This window comes from Telluria sp. RT2P19 (assembly GCF_059685725.1).
This window is the reverse complement of record NZ_JCASIL010000004.1, coordinates 280689-296316: the sequence shown is the minus strand read 5'-3', so window position 1 is coordinate 296316 and position 15628 is coordinate 280689. Positions and strand designations below refer to the sequence as shown.

The 15628-nt window shown below is 68.2% G+C and carries 15 protein-coding genes; 7 read left to right on the top strand and 8 right to left on the bottom strand.

The window, feature by feature from the left end:
- Positions 1-137 precede the first annotated feature (137 nt).
- From AC56KW_RS07625 to AC56KW_RS07615, 3 genes are read left to right on the top strand one after another with little or no spacing between them, the layout of a single operon-like run.
- Positions 138-1949 (top strand): amidohydrolase family protein, encoded by a 1812-nt coding sequence (locus AC56KW_RS07625; RefSeq protein WP_497170131.1) that lies wholly within the window; start codon positions 138-140, stop codon positions 1947-1949.
- A gap of 18 nt (positions 1950-1967) precedes the next feature.
- A complete protein-coding gene (locus tag AC56KW_RS07620; protein WP_497170130.1) occupies positions 1968-3068 on the top strand; it encodes a sensor histidine kinase in 1101 nt (366 codons plus the stop codon).
- Positions 3065-3670, top strand: coding sequence for a response regulator transcription factor (locus AC56KW_RS07615; protein WP_497170129.1), 606 nt, complete (start codon positions 3065-3067; stop codon positions 3668-3670). Before AC56KW_RS07620 ends, AC56KW_RS07615 begins: the two co-directional genes overlap by 4 nt.
- Positions 3671-3683: 13 nt before the next feature.
- On the opposite strand, the gene AC56KW_RS07610 is transcribed toward AC56KW_RS07615, so the two are convergent.
- From AC56KW_RS07610 to AC56KW_RS07595, 4 genes are all read right to left on the bottom strand, one after another.
- The gene (locus AC56KW_RS07610) at positions 3684-4151 is read right to left on the bottom strand and encodes a hypothetical protein (RefSeq protein WP_497170128.1); all 468 of its coding nucleotides are present in this window, start codon (positions 4149-4151) and stop codon (positions 3684-3686) included.
- Positions 4152-4329: 178 nt separating this feature from the next.
- Entirely contained in the window at positions 4330-4671 is a 342-nt protein-coding gene (locus tag AC56KW_RS07605) for an SMR family transporter (RefSeq protein ID WP_147937361.1), read from the bottom strand.
- 39 nt (positions 4672-4710) lie between these two features.
- Entirely contained in the window at positions 4711-5163 is a 453-nt protein-coding gene (locus tag AC56KW_RS07600) for a DUF2147 domain-containing protein (RefSeq protein WP_497170127.1), read from the bottom strand.
- Between the two features lie 104 nt (positions 5164-5267).
- The gene (locus AC56KW_RS07595) at positions 5268-5465 is read right to left on the bottom strand and encodes a hypothetical protein (RefSeq protein ID WP_497170126.1); all 198 of its coding nucleotides are present in this window, start codon (positions 5463-5465) and stop codon (positions 5268-5270) included.
- 187 nt (positions 5466-5652) lie between these two features.
- Here AC56KW_RS07595 and AC56KW_RS07590 point away from each other — a divergent pair, with 187 nt between their 5' ends.
- On the top strand, positions 5653-7140 hold the full coding sequence (locus AC56KW_RS07590) for an alanine/glycine:cation symporter family protein (protein ID WP_497170125.1): 1488 nt from the start codon (positions 5653-5655) through the stop codon (positions 7138-7140).
- Positions 7141-7144: 4 nt separating this feature from the next.
- On the opposite strand, the gene AC56KW_RS07585 is transcribed toward AC56KW_RS07590, so the two are convergent.
- From AC56KW_RS07585 to AC56KW_RS07575, 3 genes are read right to left on the bottom strand one after another with little or no spacing between them, the layout of a single operon-like run.
- On the bottom strand, positions 7145-9553 hold the full coding sequence (locus tag AC56KW_RS07585; RefSeq protein WP_497170124.1) for an ABC transporter permease: 2409 nt from the start codon (positions 9551-9553) through the stop codon (positions 7145-7147).
- 10 nt (positions 9554-9563) lie between these two features.
- Positions 9564-10244 (bottom strand): ABC transporter ATP-binding protein, encoded by a 681-nt coding sequence (locus AC56KW_RS07580; RefSeq protein ID WP_497170123.1) that lies wholly within the window; start codon positions 10242-10244, stop codon positions 9564-9566.
- A 41-nt stretch (positions 10245-10285) separates the two neighbouring features.
- The gene (locus AC56KW_RS07575; RefSeq protein WP_497170122.1) at positions 10286-11569 is read right to left on the bottom strand and encodes an efflux RND transporter periplasmic adaptor subunit; all 1284 of its coding nucleotides are present in this window, start codon (positions 11567-11569) and stop codon (positions 10286-10288) included.
- Between the two features lie 192 nt (positions 11570-11761).
- On the opposite strand from AC56KW_RS07575, the gene AC56KW_RS07570 reads away from it, so the two are divergent.
- The 3 genes from AC56KW_RS07570 (at position 11762) to AC56KW_RS07560 (ending at position 14943) form a co-directional block, all read left to right on the top strand.
- A complete protein-coding gene (locus AC56KW_RS07570) occupies positions 11762-13120 on the top strand; it encodes a sigma-54-dependent transcriptional regulator (protein ID WP_497170121.1) in 1359 nt (452 codons plus the stop codon).
- Positions 13110-14321 carry a sensor histidine kinase gene (locus tag AC56KW_RS07565; RefSeq protein ID WP_497170120.1) on the top strand — a complete coding sequence of 404 codons (1212 nt, stop codon included), beginning with the start codon at positions 13110-13112 and terminating at the stop codon, positions 14319-14321. The genes AC56KW_RS07570 and AC56KW_RS07565 overlap by 11 nt, the downstream gene beginning before the upstream one ends.
- Before the next feature lie 148 nt (positions 14322-14469).
- Positions 14470-14943 (top strand): hypothetical protein, encoded by a 474-nt coding sequence (locus AC56KW_RS07560; RefSeq protein WP_497170119.1) that lies wholly within the window; start codon positions 14470-14472, stop codon positions 14941-14943.
- Positions 14944-14955: 12 nt separating this feature from the next.
- Here the strand turns inward: AC56KW_RS07560 and AC56KW_RS07555 are convergent, their stop codons facing one another.
- Positions 14956-15573: a TetR/AcrR family transcriptional regulator gene (locus AC56KW_RS07555; protein ID WP_497170118.1), complete on the bottom strand. Its 618-nt coding sequence runs from the start codon at positions 15571-15573 to the stop codon at positions 14956-14958.
- Positions 15574-15628 lie beyond the last annotated feature (55 nt).

Here is a 15628-nt window from a genome sequence, read left to right as displayed (position 1 = left end):
TCGTGCGCGAAGGCGGCGTCACATGTTCCGGTAAGCCGCCCGGGTGACATTTGTCAGGCGCGATTGGTGGCAAGCGATTCTACCGGCTTGGCGTGGGCATCGACATACTGGCCTCATACCAACCCCGTGAGGAAACCATGTCCACTCCCGTACTGAAAGCAATCGCCGCCGTCGCCGGTTTGTCGCTGTCCTCCCTGGCCCTGGGCGCCGCGACCCTGGTCCAGGACGTGCGCGTCTTCGATGGCAAGGCCGTGCACGAACGGCGCTCGGTGCTGTTCGATGGCGGCGTCATCGTCGACGCCGATTTCCGCGGCGCGCCGCCCGCCGACGCGCGGGTCGTGGCTGGCGGCGGCCGCACCTTGCTGCCGGGGCTGATCGACGCCCACACCCACGCCTATCGCCAGAGCGAGGCGCCTTTGCTGTTCGGCGTGACGACCCAGATCGATATGTTCACGCCCGTGCCCTTGATGCAGGAGCTCAAGCGCGCAATGGCGGCCGGACAGAATACGCAGCGCGCCGACATGTTCTCGGCCGGCACCCTGGCGACGGCGCCGAAAGGCCATGGCACCCAGTACGGCATGGCGATCCCGACCCTGACCCGGCCAGGCGAAGCGCAGGCCTTCGTCGACGCCCGCATCGCCGAAGGCTCGGACTTCATCAAGATCGTCTTGATCGGCGGTGGCGCCAAGGCGGGTGGCATGAATACGCTCGACCTGCCCACCGCGAAGGCGCTGGTCGAGGCGGCCCATCGGCGCGGCAAGATGGCCGTGGTCCACGTCAGCAACGAGGCGGACGCACGCGCCATGCTGGAGGCTGGCGTCGATGGGCTGGTCCACCTGTTCCTGGGTGCGCCGCCCGACGCGGCCAGGGTCGAGAGCCTGGCGCAGCTGGCCAAACGTAAAAACGCATTCGTGATCCCGACCTTCACCGTGCTGGAAAGCGAGGCCGCTGCGCCGGGCGAGGATTTGCTGGGCAACGCGAAGTTGGCGGCCCTGGTCGACCGCGAGAGCGCCGCGACGCTCAAGGCGAACTTCGGGCTGAAGCCGCGCCGGCAAGCGCTGGCGCTGCCGCAAGCCGTCACCGCCGCGCTGCGCCGCCACGGGGTGCCGGTGCTGGCCGGCAGCGATGCGGGCAATCCCGGCACCCACTTCGGCATCAGCATGCACCGCGAGATGGCGGCCCTGGTCGAAGCCGGATTGACGCCGGTCGAGGCCCTGGCCGCCGCGACCAGCGTGCCCGCCGCCGCCTTCAAGCTGGGCCGGCGCGGCTGCATCGCCGCGGGCTGCAAGGCCGACCTGCTGCTGGTCGAAGGTAATCCTGCCGTCGACATCAAGGCCACGCGCGACATCGTCGACGTATGGAAGGACGGACACAGCGTCGCGCCCCTGCGCACCGCCAAGCTCGAACAGGTGGCCATGGAACGCAGCGGCAAGGCGCGCGTCGCGCTGCCGGCCGATGGCCGCATCAGCCAGTTCGGCAAGGACAGCCTGGCCAGCCCGTTCGGCGCCGGCTGGATTGCGTCGACCGACGAATTTGCCGGCGGCAAGTCGACCATCAAGCTCGATGTGTTGCCGGCGCTGCCCGACGGCCAGGTGCCGCTGGGGGTGCAGGCGACGGTGGCGCCGGGACTGCCGTTCGCCTGGTCCAGCGTGGCTTTCATGCCGGGCGCCCAGCCCATGCAGCCGGCGGACCTGAGCGCGGCGAAGATATTGCGCTTCAAGGTGCGCGGCGATGGCAAGACCTATCGCGTGATGATGATGGGGGCGGGCGACCGCACGCCGCGTACGGTGCCGTTCACCGCCAGGGCCGAATGGGAAGAAATCAGCATGCCGCTGAGCGCCTTCGCCGGCATCGATCCGGCCGCCGTCGCCATGCTAGCATTCAGTGCCGGACCGCAGCCGGGCGACTACCGTTTCGAACTCGCCGACGTGCGCCTGCTGGAACAATAAGAATCGATGGAGCCGATCATGACGACGACCACCCTCGGGCAAGCGCTGGCGCGGCCCTGGATCCCGCCCGAATACGGCAGGCTGCAATACATCTGGCTGCTGTCGCTGGGCTATCTGTTCTGGAAGTTCGCCTATGTGGCGCCGGACGCAATGGAGCTGATACTGCTGGCGCTGACCCTGGCCATCTTCATCCCGCTGTATTGCGCCAGCTTCTGGGCGCGCGGCTGGCAGGTGGCCGCCTGCGTGGCGGCCGGCTGCCTGCTCGGCACGGCATGGGCGCGCTGGAACCCGGGCGCCGCGTCCTTCTTCATCTTCGCCTGCGCCATGTGCGCCCGGATCCCCGGCACCGGTCGCGCCGTCGGCGCGATGGCGGGCGTGATCGCCTGGGGTGCCGCGGCATCGTTCCTGGCCGGACGGATGCAACTCATCGTGTTGATGCCGATCCTGATGGCCGGCCTGCCGGTCGGGCTGTCCTGCATCATGGATGCGCGCCAGCGCAGCGCCCGAGCGCAGCTGATGCGCAAGCAGGAAGAAGTCGAGCACATGGCGCGCATCGCCGAACGCGAACGCATCTCGCGCGACCTGCATGACCTGCTCGGCCATTCGCTGTCGCTGATCGCCCTCAAGGCCGAGCTGGCGCGCAAGCTGGCGGGACGCGACCCCGAGGCCTGCGCGCGCGAAATCGCCGATATCGAGGACAGCGCGCGCACCGCCCTGGCCGAGGTGCGCACGGCGGTCACCGGTTACCGCGAGAGCGGCCTGGCCCAGGCCCTGGCCAGCGCGCGCGCCAGCCTGCTGGCGGCCGACGTGGTGCTGGACGAACGGGTCGAGCGCATCGAACTGGCGCCGGCCGCCGAACACGTGGTGGCGCTGGCGGTGCGCGAAGCGGTGACGAATATCGTGCGCCATGCGCGGGCGTCGCGCTGCACGCTGTCCCTCTGCCGCGAAGAAGGCCTTGCCGTCCTGCGCGTGCATGACGACGGCCGCCTGCGCAATACGGACGAACTGCGGCACGGTAACGGCCTGGCCGGCATGCAGGAGCGGGTGGCGGCGCTCGGCGGACGGCTGTCGCTGCGGGCCGGAGATGGCCTGGCGCTCGAGCTGCAGGTGCCGGCATGATCCGGGTCCTGATCGCCGAAGACCAGAAGCTGGTGCTGGGGGCCTTGAGCGCCTTGCTGCGGCTGGAACCCGATGTCGAGGTGGTGGCCGGCGCCTGCGATGGCCGCGAGGCGCTGGCCTTGTGCGAGCGCTTCACGCCCGACATCGTGCTGACCGATATCGAGATGCCGCACATGACCGGCATCGAACTGGCGCAGGCGCTGGGCGAGCGCAAGCTGCCTTGCCGCGTGGTGGTGGTGACGACCTTCGCCCGTAGCGGCTACCTGCGGCGCGCCATGGAGGCCGGCGTGCGCGGCTACCTGCTCAAGGACGCGCCGGTCGACGCGCTGGCCGACGCCATCCGCGTCGTGCACGGCGGCGGGCGCGCGATTGCGCCCGAGCTGGCGCTGGAAAGCTGGAACGGCGGCAGCGATCCGCTGACCGAACGCGAACGGCAGGTGCTGCGCCTGGCCGGCGAGGGCCGCTCCAGTGGCGAGATCGCGCGCCAGGTGCACCTGTCCGAGGGGACGGTGCGCAACTACCTGTCGGAGGCGATCAGCAAGCTGGGGGCTGGAAATCGCGTGGAAGCGTACAGGATGGCGCGCGACGCGGGCTGGTTGTGACGGATGGTGTTGACTAGAACGGCTGGGTCGAACGGCGCTCGCGCTGTGCATTGCGGCGCAGCGGCACCCACTCGATAGGCTTCGGTGCGCGCCTGGAGGGGTGCTTCGGTACGATCGGCTGCTGCGGCACATGGGTCAGTGGATAGATGAAGCTGAAGTAGAGCAGGATCGTCAGCATCAGCAAAAAGGTGCACAGGTAGACCATCAGCATATTGCTGGCATGCCAGATCACGATGCCGCTGGCGCCGAAGGGCACCATCAGGAGCAGCGCCGCGAACGAGCGCAGCATGGCGTCGCGGTTCATGCGGTGGCCGGCCATCGCCACCAGGAAGAAGCCGCCCGAGCCGAGCGCCAGGCCGACCAGCACGATATACGGTTCGATCCAGTCCGGGATGCCGTGCGCGGTCGAGGCCAGCAGCGCGGCCGGCAACAGGATGCCGAATACGCCCCCGGCCAGGCTGAGCAGGCGTATGACGCGCATGGCCCGTCCGCGGAAGACGGGGCGTGCGGCACGTGCTACGGAAGTCGGTTTCATGGCGCCAGTGGTCGGTAGTGGGGCTGGATGTAACGTCCGGAGCCACGCCGCGGTTGACGTGGTCTTGCCGATAGCATAGCCGACATTGCCTGACGCGTGAACCGCGGGCGTACCGGACGGGATCCTAGTGGCCGACGCTCTTCGAGAACAGGTTAATCACCAGCACGCCGGCGATGATCAGGCCCAGGCCGGCGATGGCCGCCAGGTCCAGGCTTTGCTTGAAATACAACCAGCTGACCAGCGAAATCAGCACGATGCCGACGCCGGACCAGATCGCGTAGGCGATGCCGGTGGGGAGCACGCGCAGGCTGAAGGTGAGCAGGTAGAACGACAGGGCGTAGCAGCCGACCGTGATCAGGCTTGGCACCGGGCGGGTAAAGCTGTCGGAGGCCTTGAGGGCAGTGGTGCCGATCACTTCGGCGACGATGGCAAAGCCGAGGAAGATATACGCTTGATTCAGGGTCATCAGGAAGAAAAACGGCCCGTCGCCGGGCCGTGCTGAAAGTTATTGTTCGCGTTGCCAGGTCTGCGTGCGACCGAACATGGGCGCGCCGACATAGCCGCGCACTTCGAGCTTGCTGCCGTTGTCGGCCAGGCTGGCCTTGCTCTTGTAGGTCTTGCCGGCGGCTGGATCGAGGATCTCGCCGCCGGTGTATTCATTGCCATCCTTCTTGAGGCCCGACAGGATGGTCATGCCGATGATCGGCTGGTCCTTGCGCGCGTCGCTGCACTTGACGCATTTCGGGTTCTGGTCTTCGGACGCGTCGCGGTACAGCTTCTCGATCTTGCCGGTCAGGACGCCGCCTTCCTCGCTGATGCGCACCAGCGCCTTCGGCTTGCCGGTCTTGTCGTCGATGGTTTTCCAGGCGCCGACCGGCGAAGCGTTCTGCGCCAGTGCGGTGGTGGGCACGGCGAGCACGGCGGCGGCGATCAGGCCAGCTTGGATCAGGTGTCGCATGGGTATCTCCAGTGTTGTTGTTGGTATGGCAGAGTGTAGCAAAGCCGCCTGGAGACGGGATGGCGCGGAATCAGAGGATTCCTTCCAAAACCGGTGTCGGGCCGCTAGGGCGCGTTGCGCACGTCTTCCGGCGTGACCTGGTGGCGCCGCTCGGCGGGACGGGTGAGCACGCGCATCGTCACCTCGAGCGGCACCCCGAGCTCGGCGAGCTGGCGTGCGGCGCTGGTGCGCTGTTCCAGGGGCGCCTCGTGGAGCACGGCGTCGATGCGCAGGGCGGTCTTGTAGTCGCTTCGTCGGTCCATGCGGCGATCCTACCATGTCTTGACGAGTGGATAATAATCATTATGCTAAGGTGAGCGGTCACGCATGCAGCCGCCGCGGCGGACCGGTCTATATTTTTTCGATGCAAATTTCCCATTGATTGCTGTATCTTGTGGCATCTTTGCCAAAGGCAAATCTTTAACCTCCACCATGCCACAAGGACTTTGAATGAACGAATTGGTTACCGCCATCAACGGCATCATCTGGAGCCCGGCGCTGATCGCGCTGTGCCTGGGTGTGGGGCTGTATTTTTCGCTCCGCTCGCGCTTCCTGCAAGTGCGCCACGTACGGGAAATGATCCGCCTGATGCTCGAGGGTAAGAGCTCGGCGCAGGGTGTATCGTCATTCCAGGCACTGACCATGACCCTGGCCGGCCGGGTCGGTACCGGCAATATCGCCGGCGTCGCCACCGCCATCACCTTCGGCGGCCCCGGCGCGGTATTCTGGATGTGGGTGGTGGCCTTCCTGGGCGCCAGCTCGGCCTTCGTCGAATCGACCCTCGGCCAGGTGTACAAGGAACAGATCGGCAAGCAGTACCGCGGCGGCCCCGCCTTCTACATCGAGAAGGGCCTGGGCGTGAAATGGTATGCCTGGACCTTCGCCATTGCGACCGTGTTCGCCACCGGGTTGCTGCTGCCGGGCGTGCAGGCCAATTCGATCGCCGAAGGCCTGAAGACAGCCGCCGGCATCGATCCGAACGTCACCGCCGCGGTGCTGGCCATCGCGCTGGCCTTCATCATCTTCGGTGGTGTCAAGCGCATCGCGAGTTTCGCCGAACTGGTCGTGCCCTTCATGGCGCTGGGCTATATTGTGGTGGCCTGCGTCATCGTCTTCCTGCACATCGAGCAGCTGCCGGGCGTGATCTCGCTGATCGTCAGTTCGGCCTTCGGCCTGGACGCCGGTTTCGGCGCCATCATCGGCATGGCCATCATGTGGGGCGTCAAGCGCGGCGTCTACTCCAACGAGGCGGGGCAGGGCACCGGCCCGCACGCATCGTCGGCCGCCGAAGTCAGCCACCCGGCCAAGCAGGGCCTGGTACAGGGCTTCTCGGTCTATATCGACACGCTGTTCGTGTGCTCGGCCACCGCCTTCATGCTCCTGATCACCGGCCAGTACAACGTCGAGGCGCCGGATGGCACCCATATGTTCATCGGGGTGCAGGGCGTGGCGGCCGGGCCCGGCTATGTGCAGACCGCGCTCGAGAACGTGATGCCTGGCTTCGGCGCCCTGTTCGTGGCGATCGCCCTGCTGTTCTTCGCCTTCACCACGATCGTGGCTTACTACTACATCGCCGAGACCAATATCGCCTACATGGACCGCCACGCGCGCCGTCCATGGCTCAATTTCGGGCTCAAGATCGCGATCGTGGCCGCCACCGTGTACGGCGCCGTCAAGACCGCCGACGTCGCCTGGGCGCTGGGTGACATGGGTGTCGGCCTGATGGCCTGGCTGAACATCATCGCGATCGTCCTGCTGCGCAACGTCGCCTTCAAGTGCCTGCGCGACTACGAGGCGCAGAAGGCGGCCGGCAAGGATCCCACCTTCGATCCGGCGGCGCTCGGGATCAAGAACGCCCACTACTGGGAACAGCGCAACGGCGCCCAGGTGGCGGACGACGGCGCGCCCGGGAAAGCGCCGCTCAAGACCCCGGTCTGAGGCCTCACTCGCGCAGCGCCTGCGCCGGCCGCAGGCGCATCGCCGCCAGCGCGTGGCGCATGGTCGCTCCCGCTGTCACCACGCAGGCCAGCAGCAATCCCAGCGCCAGGGTCCAGCCGCCGATCGGCGCCCGGGTGGCGAAACCACCCAGGTAGTGCTGGATCGCGATCCAGGCCAGCGGCAGGCCGATCACCGCGCCGGCGCCCACCAGCAGGCCGATCTCGCGCGCCACCAGATGGCCGATCGCGCCGCTGCTGGCGCCATACAGCTTGCGCAGCACGATCTCCTTCTCGCGCCGCTGCACGCTGTAGGCGGCCAGCACATAGATGCCGAAGGCGGCGATGGCGCTGGCGATGACGCTCGCTGCCGCCAGCAATCGCGCCAGGCGCAGGTCGTCGGCGTAGAACAGGTCCGAAGTCACCTTCTGCATGCGCATCACGCCCAGGGTCTCGTTCGGAAAATGGCGTGGCCATAGCGCCTCGATGGCGCGCGCGGTCGCGTCGGGATTGGCGCGGGTGCGCACGGTGAACATGCCGACGCGGTCGTTCAGGATGTAGGCGGCCGGGGACTGCTCGTCGCGCGCCGAGCGATGGCGGATGTCGGGCGCGACGCCGACGATCCGCAGCGGGTCCTTGCCTGCCGCGGGTTTGAGGAGGGTCTTGCCGACCGCGTCGTGCGGACTGGCGAAACCGAGCCGGCGCGCGGCGCTGGCATTGATCACGACCCGGTCGGGCTGCTTCGGCTTGTCCAGCGCCGCATCGAACAGGCGACCCGCCAGCGGCTTGACGCCGAATACGTCAAAGAATTCCGGGCTGACGGCATAGTTTTGCACATCGATCACGTCGCCGCCCTCACGCCGCAAACTGGTGATGTTATGCCCGACGGAGAACGGCATATGCGACAGGGCCACTCCCGCCACGTCCGGCAGGCGCGCGATCTCGTCGCGCAGGGCCCGGATGCGCGCATCGCGTGCATCGTTAATCGCCGGGAACATCAGCAGGGGCGCCATGTCGAAACCAGGATCGAGCGTGCTGGCATGGCGTGTCTGCCAGCTCACCGCCAGCGTCGTCGCCGTCAAGCCCATGGCGGTCGCCAGCTGCACCACGGTCAGCGCGCGGCGCAGCCACAGGCCGCGCGCGGTCTCGCCGGCGCCACGCCCGGCAAGCGCCGCGCCCGGACGCACGCGCAGCGCCGACCAGGTCGGATAGGCGCCGGCAGCCAGGCCGAGCAGCAACCCGAGCGCCAGCGTGGCGCCCAGCGCAGCAGGGCTGAACATGGCGTCGAACTCGCGCTGCACCAGGTCGGCAAATACCGGGAGCAACAGCCAGGCCAGTAGCAGACCTAGCAGGGTAGCGACCAGGCAGATCAGCACCGACTCGGCCAGGAACTGGCGCGCCACCGCGCTCGCCGACGCGCCCAGGACCTTGCGCATCGCGATCTCGCGCTGGCGCGCCAGCGTGCGCACGGTGGCCAGGTTGATGTAGTTGGTCGCTGCCAGCAACAGGATCAGTCCGGCCACCATGGCCAGCCCCAGCATGCCCTGGCGGTTGCCATGCACGACCATCGCGCCATCCACGTCGGGCGCCAGGTAGGCGTCTTCCAGCCTGTCGAGCCGGTAGTCGATCAGGTCCCGTCCGTCCAGGGCCGCCACCTGTTCGGCGAAATGGCGCCGCACCAGGCTCGACTCGCGCAGCTGGCGCCGGATGTGGTCGAGCACGCGATCCGGATCGGCGCCGTCCAGCAGTTTCAGATACACCACCCCGCCGCTGAAGCCCCACGAACTCTCCAGTTCGCGGCGCACCTCGCGGGGCAGGAAGGGCCCATCGAAGCCGGCCAGCGCTTCGTACGGCGTCGTCGTGGCCGCGGGCTGGTCTTCCAGCACCGCCGCCACGCTATAGGTGGCGCCATCTCCCTGCAGCGTGGCGCCGATCACGTCGATGCGGCCGAACAGCTTGACCGCCGTGGCGCGGCTCAGCGCCAGCGCCCCGGGCCTGGCGAGGGCGGCCTGCAAGTCGCCGGCCAGCACCGTGGGCGAAAAAATTTGCTGGAACGCCGGGTCGACCAGGGTCAGGTTGAAAGCCCGCACCTGGTTGCCGACGCGCGCATCCAGGGGCCGCGACACGAAGGCGGTGGCGAGCACCGGCTGGCCGCTTGCCAGCGCGGCGTCGCGCGCGGGCAGGCTGGACATGGGATCCCATCTGGTTCCGAGCAGCTCCAGGTTCCACCGTTGCAGCAGCCGGAACACCTGTTCGTGCTGCGGCACGTGGCGGTCGTACGAAAACGCGTGGCGCACCAGGCCAAGCAGCAGGAAGCAGGCGGCGATGCCGGTCGCCAGCCCGAGGATCACGACCGCCGAATACGGGCGGTCCTTGGCCAGCAGTCGCCAGCCGATACGAAAGTCGCGCAGCAGCATACCGGTCTCCTCAAGCCGCCTGCAGTGCGTCGACCACGATGCGCCCGTCCAGCAGGCGCACGGTGCGCGAGGCCTGGGCCGCGTGCGCGGGCGAGTGGGTGACCATGACCACGGTCGTGCCCTCGGCGTTGATGGTGCGCAGCAGGCGCATCACCTCGTCGCCATGAGCGGTATCGAGGTTGCCGGTCGGTTCGTCGGCCAGCAATACCGCCGGCCCGGCCACCAGCGCGCGCGCGATCGCCACCCGCTGCTGCTGGCCGCCCGACAACTGCGACGGGCGGTGCCGGCTGCGGTGGGCCACGCCCAGGCGTTCGAGCATTGCCTGCACGCGGCGGCGCCGCTCGGCGCCCGGCACGCCGGTGTATTCGAGCGCCAGTTCGACGTTCTCGAACACGCTCAATTCCTCGATCAGGTTGAAGCTCTGGAAGATGAAGCCGACCATGCCGCGCCGCAGTCCGTTCAGGCGCGCTTCGCTCCAGCCGGCGACGTCGTGGCCGTCGAACAGGAAGGTGCCGGAGCTCGGCACGTCGAGCAGGCCGAGCAGGCCAAGGAGGGTGGACTTGCCGCAGCCCGACGGGCCGGTGATGGCGACGTATTCGCCGGCGCCGATCTCGAGGTCGATGCGGTCGAGGGCCGTGGTGCGGACGTCGCCCGCCACGTGGATCTTGCTGACGCCTGAAAGCTTGAGCATGGATGTGTTCCTGTTTGATGTGATGATGATAAACCGCCGGGTCAATCCGTCAGCCGCAGCCGCGCGGCCTTGCCGAAGGCGGTATAGCCGGACACGATGACTTGCTCGCCCGCGGCCAGGCCGGAAAGCACTTCGACCTGGGTGGTGCTGCGCCGTCCGAGCCTGACATCGCGCTTGTCGGCGTGGCTGCCGTCGCCGGTGACGACGAACACCCAGGCGCCGCCGCCATCGTTGGCGAAGGCGCCGTTCGGCAGCAGCAGGGCCTGGGCCGACTGGCCGAGCGTGAGCTGCACGTCCATGCCCTGCCCGGGGCTGATCACCTTCGGCTGGCGTTCGGTGAACACCAGTTCGGCGCTGAAGCGGCCTTCCCTGATCTGCGGGTAGACGGCGCTCACCCGCAGCGCATGGGTCTGGCCGTCCTGCGTAATGCGGCCCTGGCGACCGGGCGTAACGCGGCTCAGGTAGAACTCGTCGACCTGGGCGCTGAGCTTGAAGCGCTGCGGGTCGTCGATGCGGCCGATCGTCTGGTCCTGGCGCACCGCCTGGCCGACCAGCAGCCGGAAGTCGGTCAGCACGCCGTCGCCCGGTGCGCGCACCGCCAGCGCGTCGACCGTGGCGGCCACCAGTTCCAGGCCCGAGGCCAGGCCGCGGATCGCCTGGTCCATCTGGTTCAGTGAGCGCTGCCTGACGCCCTGTTCGAGCGTCATGCCGCGCCGCTCGTCAGTCAGCGTGCGGCGCGCCTGGAGTAACCTGTCCTGCGATTCTTCCAGCGCCACCGCCGAGATGAAGCCGTCCTGCGCCAGCCGCGTGTTGCGGGCGTGCTGCTTGGCCGCTTGCGCGTGGGCGAACTCCAGCTCGCCCAGGCGGCGCTGGTGATCGGTGCGCACCGCCTGCTGCGCCACCTGCAGGTTGGCCAGGTTCGAGATCTGCTGCGCGTGTTCCGCCTGGCGCGCCAGCAGCTCCAGGTTGCGCTGCGGGTTCGACAGGCGAAACAGCAGGTCGCCTTTCTTCACCAGTTGTCCATCGCGGGCGAACACTTCCTCGACGCGCCCAGATTCGACCGCGTCGAGCATGATCGAATCGAGCGGCTCGGCCAGCGCGCGCACGACGATCTCGTCGCGGAACGTGCCTGGCGTGACGCTGGCGATGCGCACGTCGCGCAGCTCGACCTCGAGGCCTCGAGGCAGCAGCTGCCACAGCAGCGCGCTGCCTGCGGCGAGGGCGGCGAAGGTCAGCGCAAGCTGCGCGACGCGGCGCCCGCGCCTTGGCGGCAGCGTCACGTCCATGGCGGCGCCGGTGACGGCGGATGGGGATATCTGGTCCATGTCCGCATGATTGCAAGCGCCGTGCCAGGCGGTTTTCATGGCCGGCGGCCGGTGTTTCGGCCCCAGCCTGTCCGATTCCGGACAGGTCGGGTGTGCGGAAACGGACAGGTGACCGGGCGAGTGCGCACGGCGCCGTTTATGTTGCAAGATCGCGCTGCTAGAATGCCCGCTGACCTGTCCATCATGACCTCCATGCCCCATTCCGCCGCGCGCCTTCTGATCCTCGACGACGACCCCGACGTCGCCTGCGCCGCGCAGATGCTGCTGCGGCGGCGCCACGGCGCGGTGGCCACGCTGGACGATCCGGCGCGGCTCGCATCCGCACTCGATGCGGGCGTGCCGGACGTGGTCCTGCTCGACCTGAACTTCACGCCCGGGCGCATCGATGGCGCCGAGGGCCTCGCGGTGCTCGACCGCCTGTGCGCCTTGGCCGCCGCCCCTGCGGTGATCGTGCTGACCGCCTATGCCGACGTGCCGCTGGCGGTGGAAGCGCTCAAGCGCGGCGCGGACGACTTCATCACCAAGCCCTGGGACAATGCGCGTTTGCTGGCGGCGGTCGACGCCGCGCTGGTGCGCCGCGGCGCCAGGGGAGCCAGCGCGGCCAACGTCGACGCCAGCCTGATGGGCGACTCGCCCGCCATGCAGGCAGTCAAGGCGATGATCGCCAGCGTGGCCCCGACCATGGCCAATGTGATGGTGCTGGGCGAAAACGGCGTGGGCAAGGAACTGGTGGCGCGCGCCATCCACGCCGCGTCGGCGCGCGCCCACGCCGCCTTCCTGGCGGTCGACATGGGCGCCGTGCCGGAAGCGACCTTCGAAAGCGAGATGTTCGGCCACCGGCGCGGTGCGTTCACCGACGCCAGGACCGACCGCGCGGGCCGCTTCCAGGCCGCGCAGGGCGGCACCCTGTTTCTCGACGAGATCGGCAACCTGCCGCTCGCTGCGCAGGCCAAGCTCCTGACGGTGCTGGAGCGGCGCCAGGTGACGCCGGTCGGGGCGGATCGCGCCGAGCCGGTCGACGTGCGCATCGTCAGCGCCACCAACCTCGACGAAGCGCGCCTGTTCGATGCCGCGGTGTTCCGCACCGACCTGCTGTTCCGGCTGAACACGATCGTGATCCGCGTGCCGCCGCTGCGCGAACGGCGGGGCGATATCCCGGCGCTGCTGCATCATTACCTGTCGCTCCATGAAAGCCAGTACGGCCGGCCGGTGCGCGAGCTTGCTCCCGGCGCGCTGGAGCGTTTGTGCGCCTGGGACTGGCCCGGCAATGTGCGCGCGCTGCGCCATGCCTGCGAGCGTGCGGTCATCCTCGGCACGCGTCCGGACTACCATGCCGGCGACTTCGGCCTGGCGGCGGCGTCGCCGGTCGCGGTGCCCGCGCCCGCCCCTGCGCCTGCGCCGGCTGGGGAAGCATTCAAGCTCGGCGCGCTGGAGCGCGACACGATTGCCGCCGCCATGGAGCAAGCGCGGGGCAATATCAGCCTGGCCGCGCGCCTGTTGGGCCTTAGTCGCGCGGCGCTGTACCGCAAGCTGGGCAAGCATGGGATCTAGGGCCGGCATCTGGCTGGCCCTGGCCGGCATGCTGGCGCTGGCGTTCGGCGCCGGCATGCTGGGCGACTCGCCGCGCCTGCAGGTGACGTGCGCGCTGGCGGCATTGCCGCTGCTGGCGCTGCTGTGGTGGTGCGTGGGGCGGCTGGCGCAGGCGCGCCAGGCGCCGGCCGCCGTACAGGATGCCGGCATCGAGCAGCGCGCGCTGCTCGACAATGCGCTGGCTGTCGAGGCGCGGCTCGAACACGCGCCCATCGCCCTGTTCCGGATCGACTCCGCCGACAGCGTGGCGCCGCTCAACGCCAGCGCGCGCAAGCTGGTGGCGCCGGGCCGCGCCGTCGATCCCGATGCGTTGTATCGCCAGTTGCTCAGTCGGTTGCTTACGCAGGCGGGACAACGGCGGCTGATCGAATTCGACACCGAGCGCGGCGTCGAACGGGCTTTGGTCGCGGTATCGATGCTGACCCTGCACGGCGCGCCGCAGCGCCTCGCCGCCCTGATGCCGGTCGAGAGCGAGCTCGAAGCCGAGGCCCTCAAATCCTGGCGCCAGCTGGTGCACGTGCTGACCCACGAGATCATGAATTCGCTGACCCCGGTCGCCTCGCTGTCGCGCACCGCGCGCGACCTGCTCGACGAATTCGAGGCCGGACTGCCGCCGGACGTCGGCGCCGACCTGAAGACGGCACTGGATGCGATCAATCGCCGCGCCGACAGCCTGGTCGACTTCGTCGCCAGCTACCGCAGCCTGTCGAACGTGCCGCCCGCGCGGCCCGAGCGCGTGGTGCTGGCCGAACTGTTCGAGCGGGTCGATGCGCTGGTGGGGCCCGGCTGGCGCGCCCGTGGCGGCAGCCTGGCGTTCGTGGTCGAACCGGCCTCGCTCGAGTTGATGGCCGATCCCGGCCAGATCGAGCAGGCGCTGATCAACCTGCTCAAGAACGCCTCCGAGGCCACGCAGCCGGGTGGTTGCGCCCGCGTCGATGCGCGCCTGGTGCGCGGCAGCCGCCTGCGCATCGAGGTTGCCGACGACGGGGCGGGCATTCCGGAGTCGTCGATTCCCCACATCTTCACGCCGTTCTACACGACCAAGAAGCAGGGCGGGGGTATCGGACTGGCGATGGTGCGCCACCTGGTGCACGAAAACGGCGGTACGGTGCGCTACGCCAGGTCGGTGGGCAAGGGCGCGCGCTTCGTGATCAGCTTCTAGCCGGCGTCCGGATCGTTTGCGCCGGCGTATATGGTCATGCCAATATGGATGCAAGGAGCGATCGGTGGCGATAGTGAAAGCGCATGACGTGGAATGACGGCGCCAGGAATGTGAAGTTGGCGGCTGGTCGACGTGCATCGAAATGCTCATGCATGCCAAATACGGGAATATCCATGGGCCGGATCGGACTGCCCATGCCGGCTTCGCCATCGAAGAGCGCATGAAAAACCAGGGCGCTCCCATAGCGCTGCATGCCGACGACTACGGCATGGTCGCCAACGGAACCCTCGCACTGCATGAGGAGCTGGCGTGCTGGGAAGCCGCGCTCGGGCATGGGCCGGTGCTCGCGACCGGCACATTCGGCGGCGCGATGACCGGCGCCGGCGAGCATGTCATCCTGATCGTGAACATCAGCGCAACAGGCGAGCTGGCGTATGTCGACCCGGTCGTCTCCAGCGTCGTCGCCGGCCAATCCAGGCACCTGTTGACCATGTCGCCAAGACAGTGCCGTCGACTGGCAAGCGTCACGGGACGTGGACCGTTCCGGCAGGTGAGGGAAGATGCCGAGGCCAGCAGCCACGAATCGTGGCGGGCCTATTCGGCCTACTGCAGGGGCGAATAAGCGAGCCGAGGCCTATTGTCCATCCTGCGCAAAATAGGACAGGAACATCGACACCGCCGCATCGATGACGCGTTCCTGTTCGGCGGGCGCGAGTGGCGCGGCGCCCATCGCGATCTGCGGCCAGAAGGCGAAGGTCTTGACCTGCCCCTGCAACAGGGTCGCGGCGAACACGGGGTCGCCGGCCTTGAGCTTGCCGTCGGCCTGGGCCGCGCGGATCCATGCCGTGACGCCTTCCTCGCGTTCGCCGAGGCGGGCGATGACGGGCAGCGTGCGCTCGGGCGAATGGATCGCTTCGCCGATCGCCACCCGCGCCAGCGCCAGGAACTCTGGATCGGCCAAAGTGCGCATTTTGAGCGTCAATAACTCGACGAGCTGCTCGCGCAGGCTGCGTTGGCTCTGGTAGCCCAGTTCGAGCTGGCCAGCGCTGCTCTCGAACATTTGCATCACCGTCTCGCCGAACAGGTCTTCCTTGCTGGCGAAATGGTTATAGACGGTGCGCTTCGACACTTGTGCAAGCGCCGCGATGGCATCCATGCTGGCGGTCTCATAACCGTGGACGCGAAACTGCTCGGCGGCGGCAGCCAGGATGGCGCTGCGTTTTCGGTCGGTCAGGCGGGTGGGCGTGTGCATACGCAAATTTTACACTCGGTAGTTTACTTTCTCAAATGTCGATACTACACTGTGT

Excerpts from the sequence above, each read along its gene's own strand:
- AC56KW_RS07590 (WP_497170125.1), top strand. The coding sequence starts at position 5,653 with ATGAACGAATTGGTTACCGCCATCAACGGCATCATCTGGAGCCCGGCG.
- AC56KW_RS07560 (WP_497170119.1), top strand. The coding sequence starts at position 14,470 with ATGCATGCCAAATACGGGAATATCCATGGGCCGGATCGGACTGCCCAT.
- AC56KW_RS07575 (WP_497170122.1), bottom strand. The coding sequence starts at position 11,569 with ATGGACCAGATATCCCCATCCGCCGTCACCGGCGCCGCCATGGACGTG.
- AC56KW_RS07565 (WP_497170120.1), top strand. The coding sequence starts at position 13,110 with ATGGGATCTAGGGCCGGCATCTGGCTGGCCCTGGCCGGCATGCTGGCG.
- AC56KW_RS07605 (WP_147937361.1), bottom strand. The coding sequence starts at position 4,671 with ATGACCCTGAATCAAGCGTATATCTTCCTCGGCTTTGCCATCGTCGCC.
- AC56KW_RS07585 (WP_497170124.1), bottom strand. The coding sequence starts at position 9,553 with ATGCTGCTGCGCGACTTTCGTATCGGCTGGCGACTGCTGGCCAAGGAC.
- AC56KW_RS07610 (WP_497170128.1), bottom strand. The coding sequence starts at position 4,151 with ATGCGCGTCATACGCCTGCTCAGCCTGGCCGGGGGCGTATTCGGCATC.
- AC56KW_RS07570 (WP_497170121.1), top strand. The coding sequence starts at position 11,762 with ATGCCCCATTCCGCCGCGCGCCTTCTGATCCTCGACGACGACCCCGAC.
- AC56KW_RS07625 (WP_497170131.1), top strand. The coding sequence starts at position 138 with ATGTCCACTCCCGTACTGAAAGCAATCGCCGCCGTCGCCGGTTTGTCG.
- AC56KW_RS07620 (WP_497170130.1), top strand. The coding sequence starts at position 1,968 with ATGACGACGACCACCCTCGGGCAAGCGCTGGCGCGGCCCTGGATCCCG.
- AC56KW_RS07615 (WP_497170129.1), top strand. The coding sequence starts at position 3,065 with ATGATCCGGGTCCTGATCGCCGAAGACCAGAAGCTGGTGCTGGGGGCC.
- AC56KW_RS07555 (WP_497170118.1), bottom strand. The coding sequence starts at position 15,573 with ATGCACACGCCCACCCGCCTGACCGACCGAAAACGCAGCGCCATCCTG.
- AC56KW_RS07580 (WP_497170123.1), bottom strand. The coding sequence starts at position 10,244 with ATGCTCAAGCTTTCAGGCGTCAGCAAGATCCACGTGGCGGGCGACGTC.
- AC56KW_RS07595 (WP_497170126.1), bottom strand. The coding sequence starts at position 5,465 with ATGGACCGACGAAGCGACTACAAGACCGCCCTGCGCATCGACGCCGTG.
- AC56KW_RS07600 (WP_497170127.1), bottom strand. The coding sequence starts at position 5,163 with ATGCGACACCTGATCCAAGCTGGCCTGATCGCCGCCGCCGTGCTCGCC.